Genomic DNA, 20702 nt, shown 5'->3' with positions numbered 1-20702 from the left:
AACCAACATATAAACTAACGTCGTTATTACTAAGTATGGCATAAATTCTACTCCTCATCTTCATCCCATTTATTTTTTCATATCTATTTGATTGGAGTGACTGTGTTTTTCATTGCCTTAAAGTAATAGCCGTTTTATTTAATAAAATAGCTATGAGTAAAAGTGTACTAAATTATCTAATTGTCTCTCTGACTTTTATTTTTTTACTGACTGGTTGCAGGAAAGAAGAGTTTGACAAATTTTATGGTCGACCAGAAAATCTGGGAGATCCTATCTATCAGCAATTACAACAAAAAGGAAATTTCACCAAGTTTTTAGATGCCGTAGATAAAGCTGGCTATAAGGAAACTTTAAGTGCTGCCGGATCATGGACCGTATTTGCACCAACCGATGCTGCTTTTGCAAAATACATGACAGATAATAACCTTACGACTATTACGCCAGAGTTAGCTTCTGCCATAGTTAGGTACTCAATGACTTATGACGGAGAGAAGGTGGAAAGATTAAGCGATTTTTTCTCTAACAAAGGCTTTATCAAAAATACTGCATTTAGGCGCCGTACGGTTTATTATGATTTTGTATATGACGCAGTTGATGCAAATGGAAATCCAATTAAAGCGGTGGCTGCCAATCGTAACGGTAGTTTTATCAATACTGATTTTAATAACAAGAACTTACCATTCTATCTTACTCCATTTATGACAATTAATGGACTTACTGCTACAGATTACAACTATTTTTATCCTGGGTCTACTTATACTGGTAAAAATGTGGGTCCTGCAAATATTGTTGATGGAGAGTATAACATCATCGCTGAGAATGGAGTGATACATGTGATTGATAGGGTGCTAACACCTCCGCAGAGTATAGACCAATACATAAATGCTAAGAGTGAGTATAGCGTATTCAAAAACTTATTAGACAAGTATGTAACTTATAACCCTAATACAGATGTTTCTCATCGCTATGAAGTACTAACTGGCAAAGTAGGTAACGTATTTGTTAAAAATTACGCTACACTATTATCATTTTCTCCTAACAATGAAAATTATTTGCGAATTGATGCAAACGATGCTCAAACAGGTTCTTACAGTATTTTCGCACCAAATAATGATGCGGTAAACGCCTATGCAAAAAGTACCTTACTTAGGTATTGGGGTAAACGTGGAGTAAAAACATTGAATGAACTTTATGTAGTAGCACCAGATTTAATTAGGGATTTCGTAAACTCCCATTTATACACTTCTACAGTATGGCCAAGTAAATTTAATGTTGCTTTAAATTCATTAAATGATGCAAGTAAATTAAGCCAAACCAATGTGGTTGATAAACAAGCCTTAAGTAATGGTTTTTTATATGGCGTAAATAAGGCACAAGATGCAAGTGTTTTCTCGACAGTTTATGGAAATGTAAACTTGGATCCTGATTATTTTATCATGAAACAAGCATTAAACTATTTCGGATTAACGATTCCCTTAAGAACAGCTTCCCTTCGTTACATGATTGTGATGATTCCTGATGTTACCTTAAGAAAAATGGGATTTTATTATGATGCCTTCTATCCATCGGCACCTATACGAGGAGACAATGCTGCGCTTAGACGTATTTTACAAACACACATTATCCCATTGGGTAACAGAGAGGTGCCAGATTTCGCTGGTTCTGGAATTCTTGAAGCTTCAAATGGAGAATACATTAAATATAATGCAGGTAAATTAAGTTCTGCCGGTACTTCAGATAGTACTGTGGTAGCTAAACAAACCATTCCAATAGATTCAGTAAATAGTGCTGTAAACGGATCTGCTGTATATGGTAAAGAGGCTTTGACTTATACTCCATTAGCAGTGGCAAGGCATATCGAACGTTATGGTACATTGGTTACTGATCCATATTATGATTTTTATCAATTCTTAAAAACAAGTCAAATTTATAATACTACTTCAGGGGCTATTACTGGGGTGTCAGATGGTGTTTTTTACACTGTCCTTATTCCAACAAAAGCTGCTATTACACAAGCTGTTAAGGATGGAGTTCTTCCCGGGAATACCACAACAGGCGTACCGACCTATAATCCTTCTGATTTAATTGGAAAGAATCTAATATCTCAATTTATTCAGTACCACATTATTAATAAAACTTCTGTTGCCAGCGATGGACAAAAAACCGGCGCCTACGAAACCTTATATAAAGATGACAATGGTAATACTTCTCTTGTGAGGGTAACAACCAATACTACAAGTTCATTAACATTTACCGATGTTACCAATAGAACAGCTAATGCATTGTTAGGGCCGTCTGATAGAAGTAATGTGCTTTCTAACAGAACAGTAATTCACCAGATCAACAACTATTTAAAATATCAATTCTAAACCATACGCTAAGATGACTAAAAAATATATATATAGTTTTTGTATAATCGTTTGCTGCTTGCTGGTGTCTTTAAGTGCAAGTGCACAAATCACCAATGTTAAGGGTAAGATTATTGATAAAAAAGATAAAGATGCAGTTGTAGGTGCTTCCGTTGTTATTCTTGATAAAGATGGACGTATAGTAAGGGGAGTTTCTACTGATATAGATGGGAACTACTCTATGACCGTAACCGATCCGAGCCATAAAATTAGGGTCTCTTTTATCGGTTATAAATCTACAACGCCAATCGCTATTGATAAAGCAGTGATTAACTTTCAATTAGAGCCTGAAAACAACCAAATGGATGAGGTGAAAATTGTATCTCGGGCTAAATCTAATACAGGTAGTGGGATGACCATTGATAAAAGGGATCAAACAGGGGCAATCTCAACCATCAATGCTAAAGAATTAGAAGATATGCAGGCAGCCTCAATTGATGTGGCCTTGCAAGGGCGCTTATCGGGTATAGATATTGCATCAACCAGTGGAGATCCGGGTGCACCGATGCAGATTCGTATTCGTGGTACTTCTTCTATCAACGGTGCAGTAGACCCTTTAATCGTGGTTGATGGAATGCCTTATGACATTTCTATCCCTAGTGATTTCAACTTTGCCACTTCGGACGAAAACAATTACGGACAATTATTAAATATTGCTCCCTCAGACATTTTAGAAATTAGTGTACTAAAGGATGCAGCCGCGACTTCTATTTGGGGTTCTAGGGCCGCCAATGGTGTGTTGGTAATTACCACCAAAAGGGGAGCTGTTGGTCCACCTGCCATTAGTTATAATTTTAAAGGTTCTTTTTCTAAACAACCTGGTCCAATCCCTATGTTAAATGGTAATCAATATTCTACCTTAATTTTAGAAGAGTATTATAATGCCGGTCGTCAGTTCTCTACTTCAGAGTTTGCCAAACAATTTCAGTATGATCGTAATGATCCTTATAACTATTATAACTTTAGCAATAACACCAATTGGTTAGATGCCATTACTCGTGTAGGTTATTTACAAGATCATAACCTTTCTATTTCTGGAGGAGGTGAAAAAGCGAGGTATCGTGCATCTTTAAACTATTTTAACCAAGAAGGAACAACCCGAGGTACAAGTTTAGGCAGGTTGAGTGCAAGGGTAAATTTAGATTATCAAGTATCCAATAAAATTAAATTCCAAGCAGATTTTGTGTATACCCATATCGATAATCAGAATTTATATCAAGATAGGGGTTCTAGAAACGTGTCAAGAGATATCGCGTATCAAAAAATGCCCAATCAGGCTGTGTTTGAATATGATGAATATGGCAATATTACGTCTAACTATTTTAGTCCATCGTCTACTGCCCAAGGAACCTATCCAGGCACTTATAATCCGTTAGCGTTTGTAATGTCTGCTAATAACCACCAGTTAGGAGAGCGAGTAATTCCAAAGTTTAGCTTACAGTATAAAATTCTGCCAGATAATAAGCTAAATCTTACCGCTAATTTCCAGGCGGATATTAATAATACCAAAACCAAAACATTTTTACCTCAAATTGCCACAGGTAGACCATTTACCGATGCCTATGTTAATTCTGCTGGTGATAGTGATGGTGATGCTTTTAGTATGACTTCATTTATAACCTTAGAATATAAACCAAAATTAAACGAAAAACACGATCTAGGGTTATTTACCAGATTTGATGCTTATGATGGAAGACGAACTGGTCAAGGAATGTTTTCTACCAATACAGCTTCTTCTTATTTAGCTGATCCTTCCATTGATAGTCGTAATAATACAACTGGTTCTGCTTATTCTTCATACGGACAAACTCGTTCAGTTGGTTTATTAGTTCAAGGAATCTACAAATATTTAGACCGTTACATCTTCATCGGTAGTGTTCGTGGAGATGGTAACTCGAAATTTGGCCCAAATAATCGTTATGGTGTATTCCCTTCTGCTTCAGTAAGATGGAGAGTCTCTGGTGAGCCGTTTATGAAAAAAACAGCCAGTTTTATTGATGATTTTAGTTTTAGGGCTAGTTATGGTTTGGCAGGTAATGCGCCAAAATATGATTATACTTATTTAAATACCTATCAAAATTATGGATTTAGTTATTTAGGCAATGCTGGTGTTTATGCCAACAACCTAGAATTAGCTGATTTAAGATGGGAAAAAGTAGCGCAATCTAACGTAGGGGTTAACTTAGCGATGTTTAAAAATGCCGTATCAATGGAATTTGATATCTATCGCAAACGTACTTCTGATTTGTTTTACCCAGACTTACAGGTGGCCAATTATAATGGCTATGGAGCGGTGGATATGAACGTGGGTACGATGGATAACCAAGGATGGGAATTTGCCATTTTTGCCAATTTGGTTAAAAAGAAAAACATTAGGGTTGATTTTAATTTTAATATCTCACACAATGAAAATATCATTCGTGAAATCTCTCCTTTGTATCCAAGGGAAAATAACGGAAAAGTAACCTCAAATAATGTATTTAAAGTATTTGTGCAAGAAAACAACCCATTTGGTTCGTTCTACGGGTTTAAATTCAAAGGTGTTTACAAGGATTTAAATTCTACCATTGCTCTTGATGAAAGTGGTAACCAAATCATTGGGCCAAATGGCCAGAAGGTTTACATGCGTTTTGCTTACCCATCTATAGACTACACTTTCCAACCGGGTGATTCGATGTATGAAGATACCAACCATGACGGTAATATTGATTATAAGGATATTGTTTACTTAGGGAGTGGAAATCCAAAATTTACAGGTGGATTTGGAACAGGAATAACCCTATTTGGTAACATCAGGCTTGGTGCGAATTTTAGTTATCGTACAGGCTATCAGGTTATCAATGGCACGAAAATTACGACTACTAACATGAATGGTTTCAGCAACCAAAGTACTGCCGTACTACGTAGATGGAAATCTGAAGGAGATGTTACTGATATGCCAAGAGCAGTTTATGGTGGTGGCTTTAATTTCTTAGGATCAGATCGTTACGTTGAAGATGGTTCTTACTTAAGATTGAGAAGTATCACTGCAAAATATGATTTTAGCAAAAATTTCATGAAAAGATTGGGTATGAAAAGCTTGAGTATAAATATCATGGCAGAGAATATCTTAACTTTTACTAAATACACAGGACAAGATCCAGAAGTGCCAGTAAAGTTAACTGCATTCTCAACTGTGGTAGATAATTCTACCACGCCTCCAATCAAAACAATTACTTTAGGTTTAACCGCAAATTTTTAATCAGATATGAAGAAAATTATATATCAATCAAGCCTTGTGTTGTTATTGATCACAGCTTGCTCATGCAATAAATGGTTAGACTTAAAGCCTCGTGATGGGATTACCCGAGAAGCTTTTTGGAAAACCAAAGAAGATATTCAAGCTGCTGTAGCAGGCATTTATACTTCGTTATTAGCACCTCCTCCTGGGGTTGGTGATAAAGCCCTTACCGAGTGGATATTTGTACAAGGTGAAATTAGAGCAGATATGGTGGCAGCTGCGGCAGGTGTTACACAAGATGAGGTTAATGCAATTGACGTTAACATTGTATCTTCTACTTCGCTGAGCAGTTGGGCAGCTTTTTACAGGACAATTAATTATTGCAATACGGTTTTGGATTATTCACCAGGAGTGAAGGCTACAGATCCAACCTTAACTGATGCACAATTGAATGCTTATAGTGCAGAGGCGTTAACCATGAGGGCGATGATGTATTTTTACTTGGTTAAAACTTGGAGAGATGTGCCATTAAAACTTACTTCGACCGCAAAGGATACTGACTTGGAAAATTTGCCTAAAAGTACTGCTGCGACTGTATTGGCTCAAATTGTTTCGGACTTGAAAAAAGCTGAGGCTGGTGCCGTAAACACCTATGGTAATACAGCATCTGATAAGGGAAGAGTTACAAAGAATACCGTTAATGCTTTATTAGCAGATGTGTATTTATGGATGGACAATTATACTGAATGTATCACTGCATGTAACAAAATTATCAATTCACAGCTTTATGCATTGCAAAACGGAACAGGCTCTTGGTACACCAATGTATTTTATAATGGGAGTTCTACAGAAACTATTTTTGAATTCAGTAATAAAAGTTCTATTAACAACGTGTTTTATAACTTATTGATACAGGGACGAAAACGTTTTATGACGAATAATTATTTAACTACCGATGTATTTCCTTCAGACGATGTGGACCCTGATCGTTTCTTCGATATAAGGGCTGGCGAATTCTTTAATAGTGGAGACTTAGCGATTGTAAAATGGGGCACTGAAAATCCATCTTATGTGAATTGGCAAGCTTATAGGATCAGCGATATCATGTTACTCAAAGCTGAAGCGCTTGCCATGACCGGAGGTGGTGCTGAGGCAATTGCCATCATTGATGAAATTAGGTTAAAAAGAAATGCTGTAACTGCTAGTGCGCAAACGCCAGATCCAGGAGACGCTGATGCTGTGGTAGACTATATTTTAGCTGAGCGTTCTCGTGAGTTTGCATTTGAAGGTAAACGTTGGTATGATTTGCTTCGTGTAGCTAAAAGAGATAACTATAGAAGATTAAGCGTTCTGCTTGATATGGTATCGAGAACAGTTTCTCCGCTCATTCAGCAATCTGCAATTACTAAATACAGAGATTTGAATAGTCACTATATGCCAATAGCAGATTCGGAACTTTTCGCAGATCCATTATTGGTTCAAAATCCATTTTACACGAAATAAATGATCATCATGAAAAATAATTTCAATGTTCGCAATTTTGCCATAGTGGCAGTTATTTGCACTTTAACTTTGGTATTGATCAATTCTTGTAAACAAGAGCAATACACACAAAGTACAACTGAAGATGTAAACATCACAGGCTATTTGGAAAAATATCCAGATCAGTTTTCGTTGATGACGCAGATTATAAAGCGATCTGGAACCAATGGTTATTTGGGTGCTTATGGTAAATTTACCTTATTTACGCCAACCAATGACGCCATTACTGCTTGGCTTAAAACTAATAATAAAACTGGTGTTGATCAGTTAACTGTTGAAGAGGCAAAAAATATGGTTAAGTATCATTTATTGCCAGATACAGTAGCCACTAGTCGTTTTTCTGATGGTAAATTGGCGCAAATCACTTTATATGGTCAGTATCTTCAAACCGGCGTTAAAAATGAAGCTGGCGTAAGTAGCTACATTGTGAATAAACTAGCAAAAATTACCAAGTCTAATGTGCGATTAGGTAACGGTATTATTCATGTAATGGACCATGTGCTTATTCCCGCTAGCTTAAGTTTAGCAAAAAGTATTGAAGGAAATGCACGCTACACTTATTTTACCCAAGCCTTTAAGGAGACAGGGTTCTATGACTCTCTAAATGTAGATGGTGCGACCGTTATAGATACCACTAGAAGGTTTCAAACCGTTATCCTAGAATCAGATTCTGCATTAAAAGCTGCTGGATTTTCTACTTATGCTAGTTTTAAAGCTAGGTATTCTAAATCTGGTAACCCTAAGCTGCATACTGATAGTTTATGGTTGTATATGGCTTATCATATTTCTACTGGACCTACTTATGTGCCGGATATTATCACCACACCTGCCATTTATACTTTGGCACCTAAGGAGGTAATTACCACTAAGTTTGCTGGACAAAGTGTGTTGTTAAATGAAGATGAATTTGCAGGTGTAATAGAACCTGGGGTAGAGATTAACAGGACTTATAGTGACGTAACCGCCTCTAATGGTGTACAACACGAAGTTAAAAAACCATTTACCATTAAGGTTCGTGTGCAAGCCCCAGTCTATTTTGATGTTGCAGATCAACCAGAGTTAAGGGCAAATCCAAAATGGAGGGGAGCTGCTGCAGCTACTATTGAATTGTATCCTAACAAAGTTTCTACATTGGCAGGTGTGGATTTTGGTGATCTGGTACCTGTATCCCAAGGAAGTAGATACAATTATGTTACGGTACCTAATGGTAGCCGTAAATATAATGCAAATGATATGCTTGATTTATCTGTCGGTTCAAGTACCGCAAGATTAAAATATGTTGAATTTAGGACGCCAATGTTGGTTAAAGGCAAATATAAAGTTTGGATATGTTATGCAGCTAATGGTTCTTCTGTAGCCTTCCAAGCAGGTTTCGATATTGGAAAACCAAACCCACAAGTTTTGCCAAATACGGTAGATTTTAGGCAAGATCTTTCTTCTTCTGGAATTAATTCTACAACTGCGGCCCTGGCATCGGCAGATGCATTGATGATGACCAATGGCTTTAAACGTTACATGGCTACTACGAACGACTATCAGGGGACTTTAAGAGGACAAAACCAGATCAATACAACTGGATGGAATTTAAGTGTGGGCCGATTGGCAGGGGTAATTGATGTACAAACCACCGACAGACATTATTTAAGACTGACCATGATTGCAGGTTCAGGAACCACAAATCAAACTTGGTTAGATATGATTCACTTTATACCAATTGATGCAGAGCAAGGCTGGCCTAGATTTTCTGTGCAAGGTGTTCAATTTCAAAAACCATAAAAGTTAAAGCAATTTATTAGAACTGTGAGGCATGCAGATGCTTCACGGTTTATAAAAGATAACATAATGAAGAAAAATATACTGAATACCTTACTGATACTAAGCACCCTGTTTTTTTTAGGCAGCTGTAAAAGCGCTATGGACGAACACCTAGAGGTAACCAATGTTGACAACACAATTAACCTAAGTGAGAAAATAGGATCTCAAGCTAACCTTAGCAAATTTAATAGCTTTTTAAAAAGTACTGGTTATGATTTGATATTGGCAAATTCTCAATCTTATACGGTGTGGGCTCCCACAGATGCGGCTTTAGCTAGTTTAGATGCTTCTATCAGTAGTGACCCCGCAAAGTTGAAAGATTTTGTAGCGAATCACATTTCGCTCACTATAATTGCAGCCTCTAAGGGAGTAAATGATACCATCAGAGTGAATTTACAGAATGGTAAATTTGCCACTGTGGTTGGTACTAGTTTTGAAGAAGCAGCCATTGTTGGACAAGGACAGTTCGTGAAAAACGGTGCACTATATATCATCGATAAAGCGGTACCCACTAAATTGAGTGTTTGGGATTATCTGTTAACCAGTACCGATGCACCCCTACAAACCAGTTATATCGGTAGCCTAACTGGCTTGGTAATAGACTCGGCGAAAGCGACGATTATCGGTTACAATACCAATGGTACGCCAATTTTTGCCCCAAATCCACCAATGATACCTAGAAATACCTATTGGAGTACGGTAGCTGATTTGCGTACAGAAAACCAGCAGTTTACTTATTTTATGATACAAGACGCTGGTTATACCGCAGAAGCAGCAAAGCTATCTTCTTACTACCCAAATTTTACTCAATCTGCACTAGTGAAAGATCTCGCTGTTAGAGGTTTATATACTGTAGATAAATTGCCTGATACCCTAATCTCTACTAGGGGTGTAAAAATTCCCATTAACAAGGCAACTATTCAAAAGTCTTACCGTGCCAGTAATGGTATTGTCTATGTTGTAAACGCTTTACCTTTTAGGTTAAAGGATAAAGTACCAGTATTTAAAATTGAAGGAGAAAGACCGTTCTCTTTTAGATCTGACAGAACAGGTAATACCTTTTATAGGACAAAATTAGATGACAAAGGTGTTTTATATAAAGATATTGAAGTTTATAATCATGGGGTATCAGATTATTATATCAATTATATCTACAGTCAGTTGCCTGTAGTTAAATATAAGGTGTATGCAAGGGTAATTATGGGTGCAACGGGTGATTCTCAAGTAGCAAATTATACTCAGCGATATTTCATCTATAATCCAACTACTTTAGTATATGATCTATTCGCTACCCAAGCAGTTACGCCACTGAATTACACCGAAGTATTACTGGGTGAGTATACTCCTCAACAACTAGGCTTACTGCAACTAAGGTTACAATCGGCTGCAAGTACTTCGCAAAACGTAAATACGCTCATCCTGGATTATTTGAAATTTGAACCTATCCTTCCATAAAACCAATTAATCTGACTCAAATAAAAGACTATGTATAATTTTACCATCATAAAAAAAAGACTTTCATTGCTGATTTTTGGAGTTATGTGTACTGTAACAACTTATGCACAAACAGATACGGCTCAATATAGTACTGATACCACGACCGTTAAGGTTAAACAGGTAACCTTAAAAGGAGAAAAAATAACAGGTACGGTGGTAGATGGCAATACGAATAAACCAATGGTGGGCGTTAAGCTCACTGTTATCGATTTTTCTGCTGCACTAACAGATGATAAAGGAAAGTTTAGCATTACTGTTCCTAATTTTAATGCTACCATCTTAGTGAGTTTCGATGGCTATCATACCAAACTTTTGCCCGTTCACAAACGAAAGTTAGCGACCATTAAAATTTGGCCAGATACTTATAATTCTGTGTTTACCAACGTGAGCTTACCTTTGGGTACTCAAAACCTTGCTCGTACCCCAGCAGCAGTTAGTGTTTTTAATCCGAAAGGAGGTTGGAACGCGAATTCAGAAAGTCCAACTAGTTTTCTTCAAGGGCAAATGCCAGGCTTAAATGTGATTAGAAAATCAGGAACCCCAGGTATTGGTGCCGATTTATTTGTGAGAGGTTTTACCTCATTATATGCCAGCAATCAGCCAATGTATTTGGTAGATGGGATGATTTATGATGCCAATAGTTACGGCACATCTTTAACATTTGGACATAGAAATAATCCTTTGCAATTTATTGATGTACGTGATATAGAAAGCATCAGTTTAGTTAAAGATGCAGCAGCAACTGCTAGCTATGGCTCAAAAGCAGCAAACGGTATTGTGGTTATTACCACTAATAGGGCTAAAGATTTGGCTACACAGATAGATTTTGCTGCTTATGGTGGTTTTAATTTGGCACCTAAAAAATTACCATTGATGGGTGTAGCGGATTTTCGTACTTATTTAACTGATGTTTTAAAAAGCCAAGGTTTAACCACTGCGCAGATAGCAGCAAAACCTTACTTAAACGACGATTCGAATCCCGTAACCAATCCGAGTTACACGATGTATCATCAAAATACAGATTGGCAAGACAAAGTTTTCAAAAACTCATTTGATCAAAATTTTTATTTGAAAGTAACAGGGGGAGATAATATTGCAAAATATGCTTTATCAGCCTTATATTCTTCAGACAAAGGTGTAATTGACTCTACTAACAATACCAAATATGGTATGCGTTTTAATAGTGATTTGAACTTGACTAAAAAACTTCAAGGAACTACTGCTTTATCATTTGCATATGCCGAACAACGCTTAAAAGACCAAGGCATTGCGCCAAATACCAATCCTATCTTTTTATCACTGGTTAAAGCACCGTTTTTAGGTGTAAATGAGATTAGCCCTTCGGGGGCAGTTTCGCCAAATTTAGCCGAATATGATACTTTAGGTGTGAGTAATCCTCGTGCTTTAATAGAGAAAGGATTAAATCTTAAAAAAACCTATCGCTTTTTTGGAAATATCAACTTTGATTACACCTTTAGTAAGTCATTTAAATTATCAAATTTAACTGGTGTAACTTATGACAAAGTTCAAGAAACCTTATTTGTGCCTCGTAAAGGAGTTGTGAATGAAACGTTGACAACAACAATTGGAGACAGTAAATCGGGCACTCAGGTAGCAAGGTATTTTAGTGTTTTTGATGATTTACGCTTAACATTTGATCATAAAATAGGAGAAGACCATCGTATCCATGCCACCTTAGGTACACGTTTTAACTCAAGTCAGAGTGAGCAGGACGTTGCCATTGGTTATAATACGGCAACAGATGTATTGATCAGTATTGGAAACTCGAATGCAGCCTTACGTACTTTTGGAGGGGATATAGGCAGATGGAGTACTTTAAATACTTATTTAACAGCTGATTATAGCTATAAAGATAAATATTTTTTAAATGCTGCTGTTGCTGTTGATCAGTCTTCTCGTTTTGGTAGAAAAGACATTGCAGATAATTTTATTTTAGGTAACTCAGCTATTTTACCAGCTGTGAGTGCTGCTTGGCTAATCTCATCCGAAGATTTTATGCGTGATTATAGACATATTAACTTGTTGAAATTGAGAATGAGTTATGGCATTGTAGGGAACGATGATATTGGTAACTACAATAACCGCCAATATTACATCTCTCAAAACCTTTTAGGCTTACAGGGCTTAGTTAGAGGAAACATTGCCAACCCTAATATCCAATGGGAAAAGGTTTCTAAATTTAACTTTGGCGCCGATGGTGCGTTCTTAAACGAACGTTTAAGTATGAGCATTGATGTTTATGAGCACAAAACTGATAAGATGTTAACTTATGTACCTGTAAGTTCTATAGGAGGAATCAATTCGTTTTTAGATAACCAAGGTGCGATGCGTACTAGAGGTATTGATTTTGGTTTGAATGGTAGGATTTTGAACAAATCAGTAAAATGGGATGCTGGTATCACTTTAGGTACCTCTACGAATAAAGTAACCAGTTTGCCAAATGGTACGAGTATCATTACCAATTATGCAGGTGGTGCTTACCTTACTCAAGTTGGTAAATCAGCTAATCAATTTTTCGGATATCAAACAAATGGTGTTTACAGCAGTGATGCTGAGGCCGCGTCGGTTGGCTTATCTAACAGAAATAGTATTGGTTCATTGGTACCTTTTACAGGTGGTGACGTTAGGTTTGTTGACCAAAATGGAGACAAAATAATTGATGATGCAGATCGTACCGTGATTGGCAATCCAAACCCTTCTCTATTTGGAAGTTTCAGTAGTACAGTTTCTTATAAAAATTGGAGTTTAGATGCCTTGATCACATTTGTAGCAAACAATGATGTATATAACTATACCAGAGCGCAACTAGAATCTGGCAGTACTTATTATAACCAAACTGAAGCATTAAATAACAGATGGAGAGGGAACGGACAAGTTACTAATACCCCTAAAGCATCTTTCGGCGATCCGATGGGTAATGCAAGATTTTCTGATCGTTGGATAGAAGATGGTTCATACCTACGTTTAAGGACGGTTAATTTAAGTTATAATATCCCGTTAAAAACAAAGGCATTTAAATATGCAAAGGTTTATGCCACTGCTAATAATGTATTTACGCTAACTAATTACTTGGGTTACGACCCAGAGTTTAGTGCATCGGGAAGCATTTTTACAAGGGGAGTTGACACTACACTTGAGCCTCAGTTCAGGTCGTTTCAATTAGGTTTTAGAGTTGGTTTATAATTGATAATGTATAATAAGAGAATGATGGATTTTAATAAAAAAGTTATTGCAATTGTAGTGGTAGCCCTGCTTGCAACAGGTTCATGGTCTTGCAAAAAAGAAGATAACGAAGCACCAGAAGACAAGTTAGATATCAGTAATGCTTATCGAAACTCTTCAGATGCTGATGCTGCTGTTATTGGTATTTATGGTCAGTTTTTGGGCTTACATAAAACATTCATCTTGCAAAATGAGCTACGTGGTGATTTGATGGATGTTACTGCAAATGCAGATCAAAATTTGAAAGCATTGTCGAACCATACTGCTACGAAAGACAATCCTTATATAGACCCAAGACCGTATTACACTGTGATCTTGAACTGTAATGATGCCTTAAAGAATTTTCAGCTAATGGTTCGTGACAAGAAAATGAGTGTTGATGATTACAACAAACACTATTCAGACATTGGTGCCTTGCGTAGTTACATATATTTGCAATTGGGTATACAATATGGCAGTATTCCTTACATTACGGATCCTGTTGAAAAGGTAGATGATGTTAAAAACCTTAGTAGTTTTCCACGCATCACCTTTGATCAGTTGTTGGATAAGTTAATCGCTTTTACTGAGGCTTTACCCTATAAGGAAGTTTATGCTTATCCAACCGGTAATCCACTAGTTACTACGATTGATGGAAGTTTTACGGAAAGGATGTTTATTAGTAAACCGTCTATTTTAGGAGACTTGTACCTATGGAAAAATAACTATGTAAAGGCAGCTGAAAGTTACATTAAGATATTTGATTATGAAAACACAAATCCAGAATTTAACAAGTCATTTAGTTGGTATAAAGTAGTATATACTGCCGACCAGTGGGCAGATGCAACTGTCCGTTACGGTAGGTATCAAGACGAGGCGACTTTGCTGTTCGAGTCTGGCTGGAGAACTATGTTTACTTTGCCCACTACGAATAGAATTTGGCAGGCTGAATTTTTGTGGGGCATACCTTACAGTTCTAATTTTAAGCCAGGTAATCCTATGTTCGAACTTTGCTCTCAGCAGTACGGAAAATATTTGGTTAAACCTTCGCAAGTAATTATTGAAAGTTGGAATGCACAGCGACAAAATAGTGGTATCCCCTATGACGCAAGGGGCAGACTATCTTATTCTACAAGTGCAGCTGGGCCTGAAATTACCAAGTTTACGGGAAATACCTTACCAGCATCTGCATTTAATAAAGGTGGTACTTGGGGAATATATCGTGCCACACTTCTGCACCTTCGTTATGCTGAGGCGGCTAATAGAGATGGTAAGGGGAAATTAGGTTGGGCATTATTAAATAATGGCATTATTAATACTTTCTATAATGGCACTAGAAATGCCGCAGGCGCACCAGCACCTGTTTCATTTGATGATATTGCGTCGATGAGAACGCCTTACGCAGCTCCTTATTTTATGGATGCCTCTAGCAATACTGACTTTAGAGGGCCTTGGTATAGAAGTACAGGAATTAGGGGTAGGGCAGGGATAACCAATCTTGATGTTGCCTTACAAACTGATGTATTAGGGTTAGAAGGCAAGTTGATTGATGAGGGAGCCTTAGAAACTGCATTTGAAGGTAACCGTTGGCCAGATTTAGTGCGTATTGCTACAAGGGAAAATAACCCAGCATTTTTAGCTGATCGCGTTTACCAGAAATTATTAAAGGCTGGTGATCCTAATGCAGCGGCAACTAGAACAAAATTAATGAACCCAGCCAATTGGTATTTGCCATTTGATTGGAAATAAATAAGATTAACATCTCAAAGCGGGTTCATTTGGTTGAACCCGTTTTTTTTTGAATAGAATTTACAAAACACATCACTTTTAATATGAATAAAATACAGGAGTAAACCGAAAATCCTTCAAAGAGTAGGTAACCAAATTTAAACCCCTAAAAATGAAAAAACTAATTGTAATCGCCTTCCTCTGTATAATTGGAGTAGGCATTAAGGCACAATCGATTTCTTTAAGAGACTCTTATCCCTCCTACAACAATGAGTCTAGTTATGCAACAGCACCCATTTTAACATTAGATTCATTAACTGGTTATCTACATTACTCTTTCACGGTTAATTACCCTAATAGCATGAATATAAGTGATGTTCACACTGGTGGAACTTATTTATCTCTTGGTATTGCTTTATTACCCTATGGGTCTATAATTAACCTGGTAGATTTTAATAATGAAACTGAAGATTATCGTACATTACCAACAGGACAGGTTGTTTATTCTGGAAGTGTCTACATAGGAGATTATTATGCTATTACCCATACCTTATTTATATCTGCTGGGCACGGCTTTACTTATTTTAGCGATCCAAACTTTCCTTACCCTACTAATCATGGTTTTTATACCTATGATGAATATGATGTTATTCCATAGAATTTAAAATGAATGCTAATTGTAAAAAGGTGTATTGTTAGCAAGATTTTTATGTATTACATCCTTTTGCATCATAGACAAAAAAGGAGTACGCCGAAAATCCTTCAAAGAGTAGGCAATGAACTAGATTAAGTTTTATGGAAAAAATATTAAAAGTTTCAATTTTTGCATTTTTCGCTCTTATTACTAGCCAAGTATTTTCACAAACAACGTACTATTCTAGCCACTCAGGAACACCAGCTGATTTTGGGTATTCTGATAATAGAATTTCAACCGGGAAAATTGAAGTGAGTTTATTACCATTATCAAGTACACCTGTAACCAATACATGGCTTTTTGTAGTGGCAAGAAGAATAGACGATCCTTCTATATGGGATGATATTTATTTGTCTGATCGAACAGACGGTGCGTATGTGTTGGGCGATTTTACAGTTGGCGATTATTCAGAACTTGATATTTACTGGGTAGTAGATTATTCGGATAATACATATGAGAGGCGTGATAGCCATATAGTATTATAATTTTCTCCATCGGTCGGTATCTCATCTCCTGAGCCGCTGCAATAATTTAGGCTGGTGGACACAAGCCGATAGGCTGAAAATCACAATCCATTATAGCATAAAAAAAGGAGTAAGCCGAAAATCCTATAAAGAGTAGGCATTTGCTAAATCAACTGTTATGAACAAAAAGTTTTTAAAACCTTTGCTGTTTTTTATTTTATTTGCTAGCATCTCATTTACGGGTGTTGCACAAACTGTAGATTGGGATCCTAGTAGTTTCATTCCAAGCTCTGGTAGCTATACGGCATCATCTACCGCCAGGTCTTATACCTACGATAGTGATTTGTTATATGCCAAATTTACTTTAGATACAAATGGGCATACTGTTCATTATGATATAATGGTTAAGAATATACCTATAAATACTGGAGCAATGAAAGGAGAATTTCAGGCTCTTGTAGGTCAAGATACTTCGCCTGGTGAACTATATGCTTCAAAATTTTTAATATGGAATGATCCGACCTATGTGTATTATTATCCTTATTTTACTGCAGAACTTTATCCTTCTACCACAACGTATTCTTATTCGGGATCGTGTGAAATCGGAACCGAAGAGACGGCTTTTGTGATGGAAGCTTCCATTATGTTCTGGAATGAAGAAGAAGATTATTTGGAATACGCACAGATTCGCTTATATCCTAGAATAACAAGATAATAGTTTCGTAATTAATTAATAAACTAACCATTAGACTACCTAAAAGATTGTCTTTTAGGTAGTTTTTGCTTTTCCTCTTATGCGTGGCAGACCTTGAAACAAGTTAACTTTGGCGGGTGAGCACCACGGATAGCAGTAAAATCCTAAGATAGATTTAATGTGAGCGCTATTCAACAGCATAATATCCTTCCTTATTCATATCGATAGACTGCTTGCCTGTCACACTTGCATGCAGCGACAAGATATGTTCATACAGGTTTCTGCCTTTATTGTAGCACAGCCTTATTCAGCTCAAGAGGGATAGGGAATCTCCTCAATGCAAATTGAGGAATTTTGTTCTTGGGACAAGTTTGATACAGGTTAACCACATAGATACCTAGGTTATATAGCATAATACTTATGTATCTACCTGCCTGCGGTATGCAGGTGTGGTAAAAAATTTACAGTATAGTACAGGATGATTTAATGTAATTTAAGTGATAATTTAAGCCGTAATTTCTTTCTAGCTATATATTAGACTAGCTTGTTAATTATATACCAAATATGCTTATGAACTTTAAGAAAATCATCATCCTGGCAATTTTTGCCTTTCTAGCCAATCGATTGGCCGCCCAAGAATATGTCATTACCAAATTCGGTGTTAAAAACGATAGTACGCTACTGCAAACTAAAGCTATCCAACAAGTAATTGATAAAGCTTTTGCCAAAGGTGGAGGAACAATTGTTATCCCAAAAGGAACTTACCTGAGTGGGGCACTTTTTTTTAAGAAAAAGACAAAGCTACGTTTACTGGAAGGGGCTGTTTTAAAAGGGTCTGATGAGATAAAGAATTATCCATTTATTCCGTCACGTATGGAAGGCCAAAGTCTTAAATATTTTGCGGCGCTAGTTAATGCTTATCAGGTAGATGGTTTTACTATCAGTGGACCAGGAGAGATTAATGGTAACGGACTGAAGTTCTGGAAACAGTTTTGGGCAGGAAGAGATTCAGTTGCTAAGATTAAAAAAACCTTAACCAATCTAGAGGTAAGCAGACCACGTTTGGTTTTTATATGGGGTAGCAACAACGTTAAGATACAAAATGTAAAGTTCCGTAATGCTGGCTTTTGGACTACCCACTTGTATCAATGCAATAATGTATTGATTGAAAACACAGATATCCGTTCGCCTTTTAAACCTGTAAAAGCACCGAGTACAGATGGGATTGACATTGATGTTTGTAAAAAAGTAACCATCAGGAATTGTTATATCTCCGTAAATGATGATGCAATTTGTATTAAAGGCGGAAAAGGGCCAACAGCACATCAATTACCTGAAAATGGCATGGTAGAAGATGTATTGATAGAAAATTGCACCATAGGTAATTCTCACTCTACGCTAACATTTGGTAGTGAAAGTATTCACGCTAAAAATATCATCATGAGGAACTGCGTGGTTGATAATACTTGTCCTATTTTAAAATTCAAAATGAGAGGTGATACCTTTCAACTCTTTGAAAACATTACCATAGAAAACATTACGGGTAAATCTGGTGCTTTAATCGACCTAAATCCTTGGACACAGTTTTTTGATTTAAAAGGTAGTACAGTAAAACCATTTGGTACCATCAAAAATGTAATGATGAAAAACATTAAGGTAGAAAGCGTAAAGTTTGGTGAAATGAATGGCAATCTACCAGATAAGGTAAATGGTTTTGTTTTCAAGGATATAGAAGTAACTACAAAAAATCCAGTATTGACCAACAAATACGACGATGTTAAGTTTGAAAACGTAATGGTTAACGGTGCGCCTTTAGTAGTTAAAAAAGTGAATACGGCAGGTAGCGACACTAGCCAATAGGCGAAATAGGGGATTTGATAAGTGATTAAAAGGCATTAACTTGGTTAGCATTCATCATAAACCCTCACATCAATTTTAAATTAAGTTATATTAGACTTTTTTAACAAACAACTTTATGAAAAATATTATTACTTGCTGCATTGCCTTACTACTTACTACGGCTAGTTATGCCCAAAAACAAAAAATTGAATTAAGCTTGGTAAAAGGGCAAACTTACAATCAGCGTCTTGCTTCAGATATGACGATGATCCAAAATATGCAAGGTCAGGATTTAAACATAAAGATTGGCATAAATGCCTTGATGTCTTACAAGGTATTAGATCAATTAGATACCGTTTATATTATCTCTTGTAAATATGAAAGTCTATCCATGAAAATGGAAATGCCTAACAATACAATGTCAGTTGATTCGGAGAACCCAAAAGAAGGCGATCTATTATCGAAAATGATGGCAGGTATGAAAAAGAATACCTTTACCATGAAGATGACTAAAAAAGGAAGGATTGTAGAAGTTAAAGGCATTGAAAAATTATTTGAAGGGTTGAGTGAAGCGACAGAACTACCAGCAGCACAATTGGCTCAATTAAAAGCACAACTTTCCCAATCTTATGGTGAAGAAGCTTTTAAAGCAAATATGGAAATGAGTATGGCCGTTTATCCGAAAATCGCAGTTAACGTTGGCGAGAAATGGATCACAAAGGGCAAGCTTAAATCTGGTATGACGGCTGATATTGAAACTACCTATACCTTAAAAGATGTAACAAGTGATTATTACCTAATTACGGGTATCTCAAAGATTACGACTACCGGAAAGGATGTGAATGTTAACAATGGAATGAAAATGATTTATCACATAACTGGCGATATGACATCCAATATTAAAATCAGTAAAATAACAGGTTGGATGGCGAATGCTGTTATTCAACAACATATCAAAGGACATACAGAAATACCACCAACAGCGCAACTTCCAGATGGATTAAGCTTACCTATGGATATGAGCAATAAGATGACCCTTAGTGAACAATAAATACGTAAGATTGATAGTTATGTGTTTGACTTCAGCTTAGAAAAGCACATCATATTTATATATTGAGAGTTGGAAATTCACTAAACATATGGTATGGGCTTGCTGTGTATATGGTACGGCTTATTAAATTCTTTCGTTAACTATTTCGGCTGCTGGAGTCTCCAGCCAGAAGGTGAATTACGTCAATATTTATTGTCCCCAGCGGAGCCACCTATTAACCCTTCCTTGTTCCCTGCACCATGCTTCCATCCCTATTGCATACCTATCCTTCTGTCCATTAATCATACTTTAATCTCTAAGAATAAAGTCGGAAGCAAGTATCATAGGGTAACACTGGGATAGCAATGCAATAGGGATGGGATAGAGAATGGCGGAAGAGTGGATATGACGTGGACTTAAGGTGGAGTTGAGGTGGACTTAACCTGGGCTTGATGGATTGAAATGAGGAGAAATGGAAACGCTTTGATAAAGCTTGATTGCTAGGGTGGCGATGTTATACTAAGATAATAAAATTATTAGAAAAGCTAA

Annotated in this window: 12 protein-coding genes; all 12 read left to right on the top strand. The window is 36.7% G+C overall.

Features of this window, described 5'->3' with window-relative positions; genetic code table 11:
- Positions 1–152: 152 nt before the first annotated feature.
- The 12 genes from EZ428_RS08355 to EZ428_RS08300 all read left to right on the top strand — a co-directional run bounded on the left by EZ428_RS08355 (position 153) and on the right by EZ428_RS08300 (position 20174).
- Positions 153–2369 carry a fasciclin domain-containing protein gene (locus EZ428_RS08355; RefSeq protein WP_131552697.1) on the top strand — a complete coding sequence of 739 codons (2217 nt, stop codon included), beginning with the start codon at positions 153–155 and terminating at the stop codon, positions 2367–2369.
- A 13-nt stretch (positions 2370–2382) separates the two neighbouring features.
- Positions 2383–5649, top strand: a complete 3267-nt coding sequence (locus tag EZ428_RS08350) for a SusC/RagA family TonB-linked outer membrane protein (protein ID WP_131552696.1) — start codon at positions 2383–2385, stop codon at positions 5647–5649.
- 6 nt (positions 5650–5655) lie between these two features.
- Positions 5656–7131, top strand: a complete 1476-nt coding sequence (locus EZ428_RS08345; protein ID WP_131552695.1) for a RagB/SusD family nutrient uptake outer membrane protein — start codon at positions 5656–5658, stop codon at positions 7129–7131.
- Between the two features lie 9 nt (positions 7132–7140).
- The gene (locus EZ428_RS08340) at positions 7141–8946 is read left to right on the top strand and encodes a fasciclin domain-containing protein (protein ID WP_165501738.1); all 1806 of its coding nucleotides are present in this window, start codon (positions 7141–7143) and stop codon (positions 8944–8946) included.
- A 66-nt stretch (positions 8947–9012) separates the two neighbouring features.
- Entirely contained in the window at positions 9013–10440 is a 1428-nt protein-coding gene (locus tag EZ428_RS08335) for a fasciclin domain-containing protein (protein ID WP_131552693.1), read from the top strand.
- 30 nt (positions 10441–10470) lie between these two features.
- Positions 10471–13686, top strand: coding sequence for a SusC/RagA family TonB-linked outer membrane protein (locus tag EZ428_RS08330; protein WP_131552692.1), 3216 nt, complete (start codon positions 10471–10473; stop codon positions 13684–13686).
- A gap of 6 nt (positions 13687–13692) precedes the next feature.
- Positions 13693–15453, top strand: a complete 1761-nt coding sequence (locus EZ428_RS08325; RefSeq protein ID WP_131552691.1) for a RagB/SusD family nutrient uptake outer membrane protein — start codon at positions 13693–13695, stop codon at positions 15451–15453.
- A 151-nt stretch (positions 15454–15604) separates the two neighbouring features.
- The gene (locus EZ428_RS08320) at positions 15605–16090 is read left to right on the top strand and encodes a hypothetical protein (RefSeq protein WP_131552690.1); all 486 of its coding nucleotides are present in this window, start codon (positions 15605–15607) and stop codon (positions 16088–16090) included.
- Between the two features lie 137 nt (positions 16091–16227).
- Positions 16228–16611 carry a hypothetical protein gene (locus EZ428_RS08315; RefSeq protein WP_131552689.1) on the top strand — a complete coding sequence of 128 codons (384 nt, stop codon included), beginning with the start codon at positions 16228–16230 and terminating at the stop codon, positions 16609–16611.
- Positions 16612–16768: 157 nt separating this feature from the next.
- Positions 16769–17305, top strand: coding sequence for a hypothetical protein (locus EZ428_RS08310; protein WP_131552688.1), 537 nt, complete (start codon positions 16769–16771; stop codon positions 17303–17305).
- A gap of 549 nt (positions 17306–17854) precedes the next feature.
- Positions 17855–19144 carry a glycoside hydrolase family 28 protein gene (locus tag EZ428_RS08305; RefSeq protein ID WP_131552687.1) on the top strand — a complete coding sequence of 430 codons (1290 nt, stop codon included), beginning with the start codon at positions 17855–17857 and terminating at the stop codon, positions 19142–19144.
- Positions 19145–19259: 115 nt separating this feature from the next.
- On the top strand, positions 19260–20174 hold the full coding sequence (locus EZ428_RS08300; protein WP_131552686.1) for a DUF6263 family protein: 915 nt from the start codon (positions 19260–19262) through the stop codon (positions 20172–20174).
- Positions 20175–20702 lie beyond the last annotated feature (528 nt).

The sequence above is a fragment of the Pedobacter frigiditerrae genome (assembly GCF_004331645.1).
Classification (GTDB): Bacteria; Bacteroidota; Bacteroidia; order Sphingobacteriales; family Sphingobacteriaceae; genus Pedobacter; species Pedobacter frigiditerrae.
This window is presented reverse-complemented; position numbering and strand designations above follow the sequence as displayed.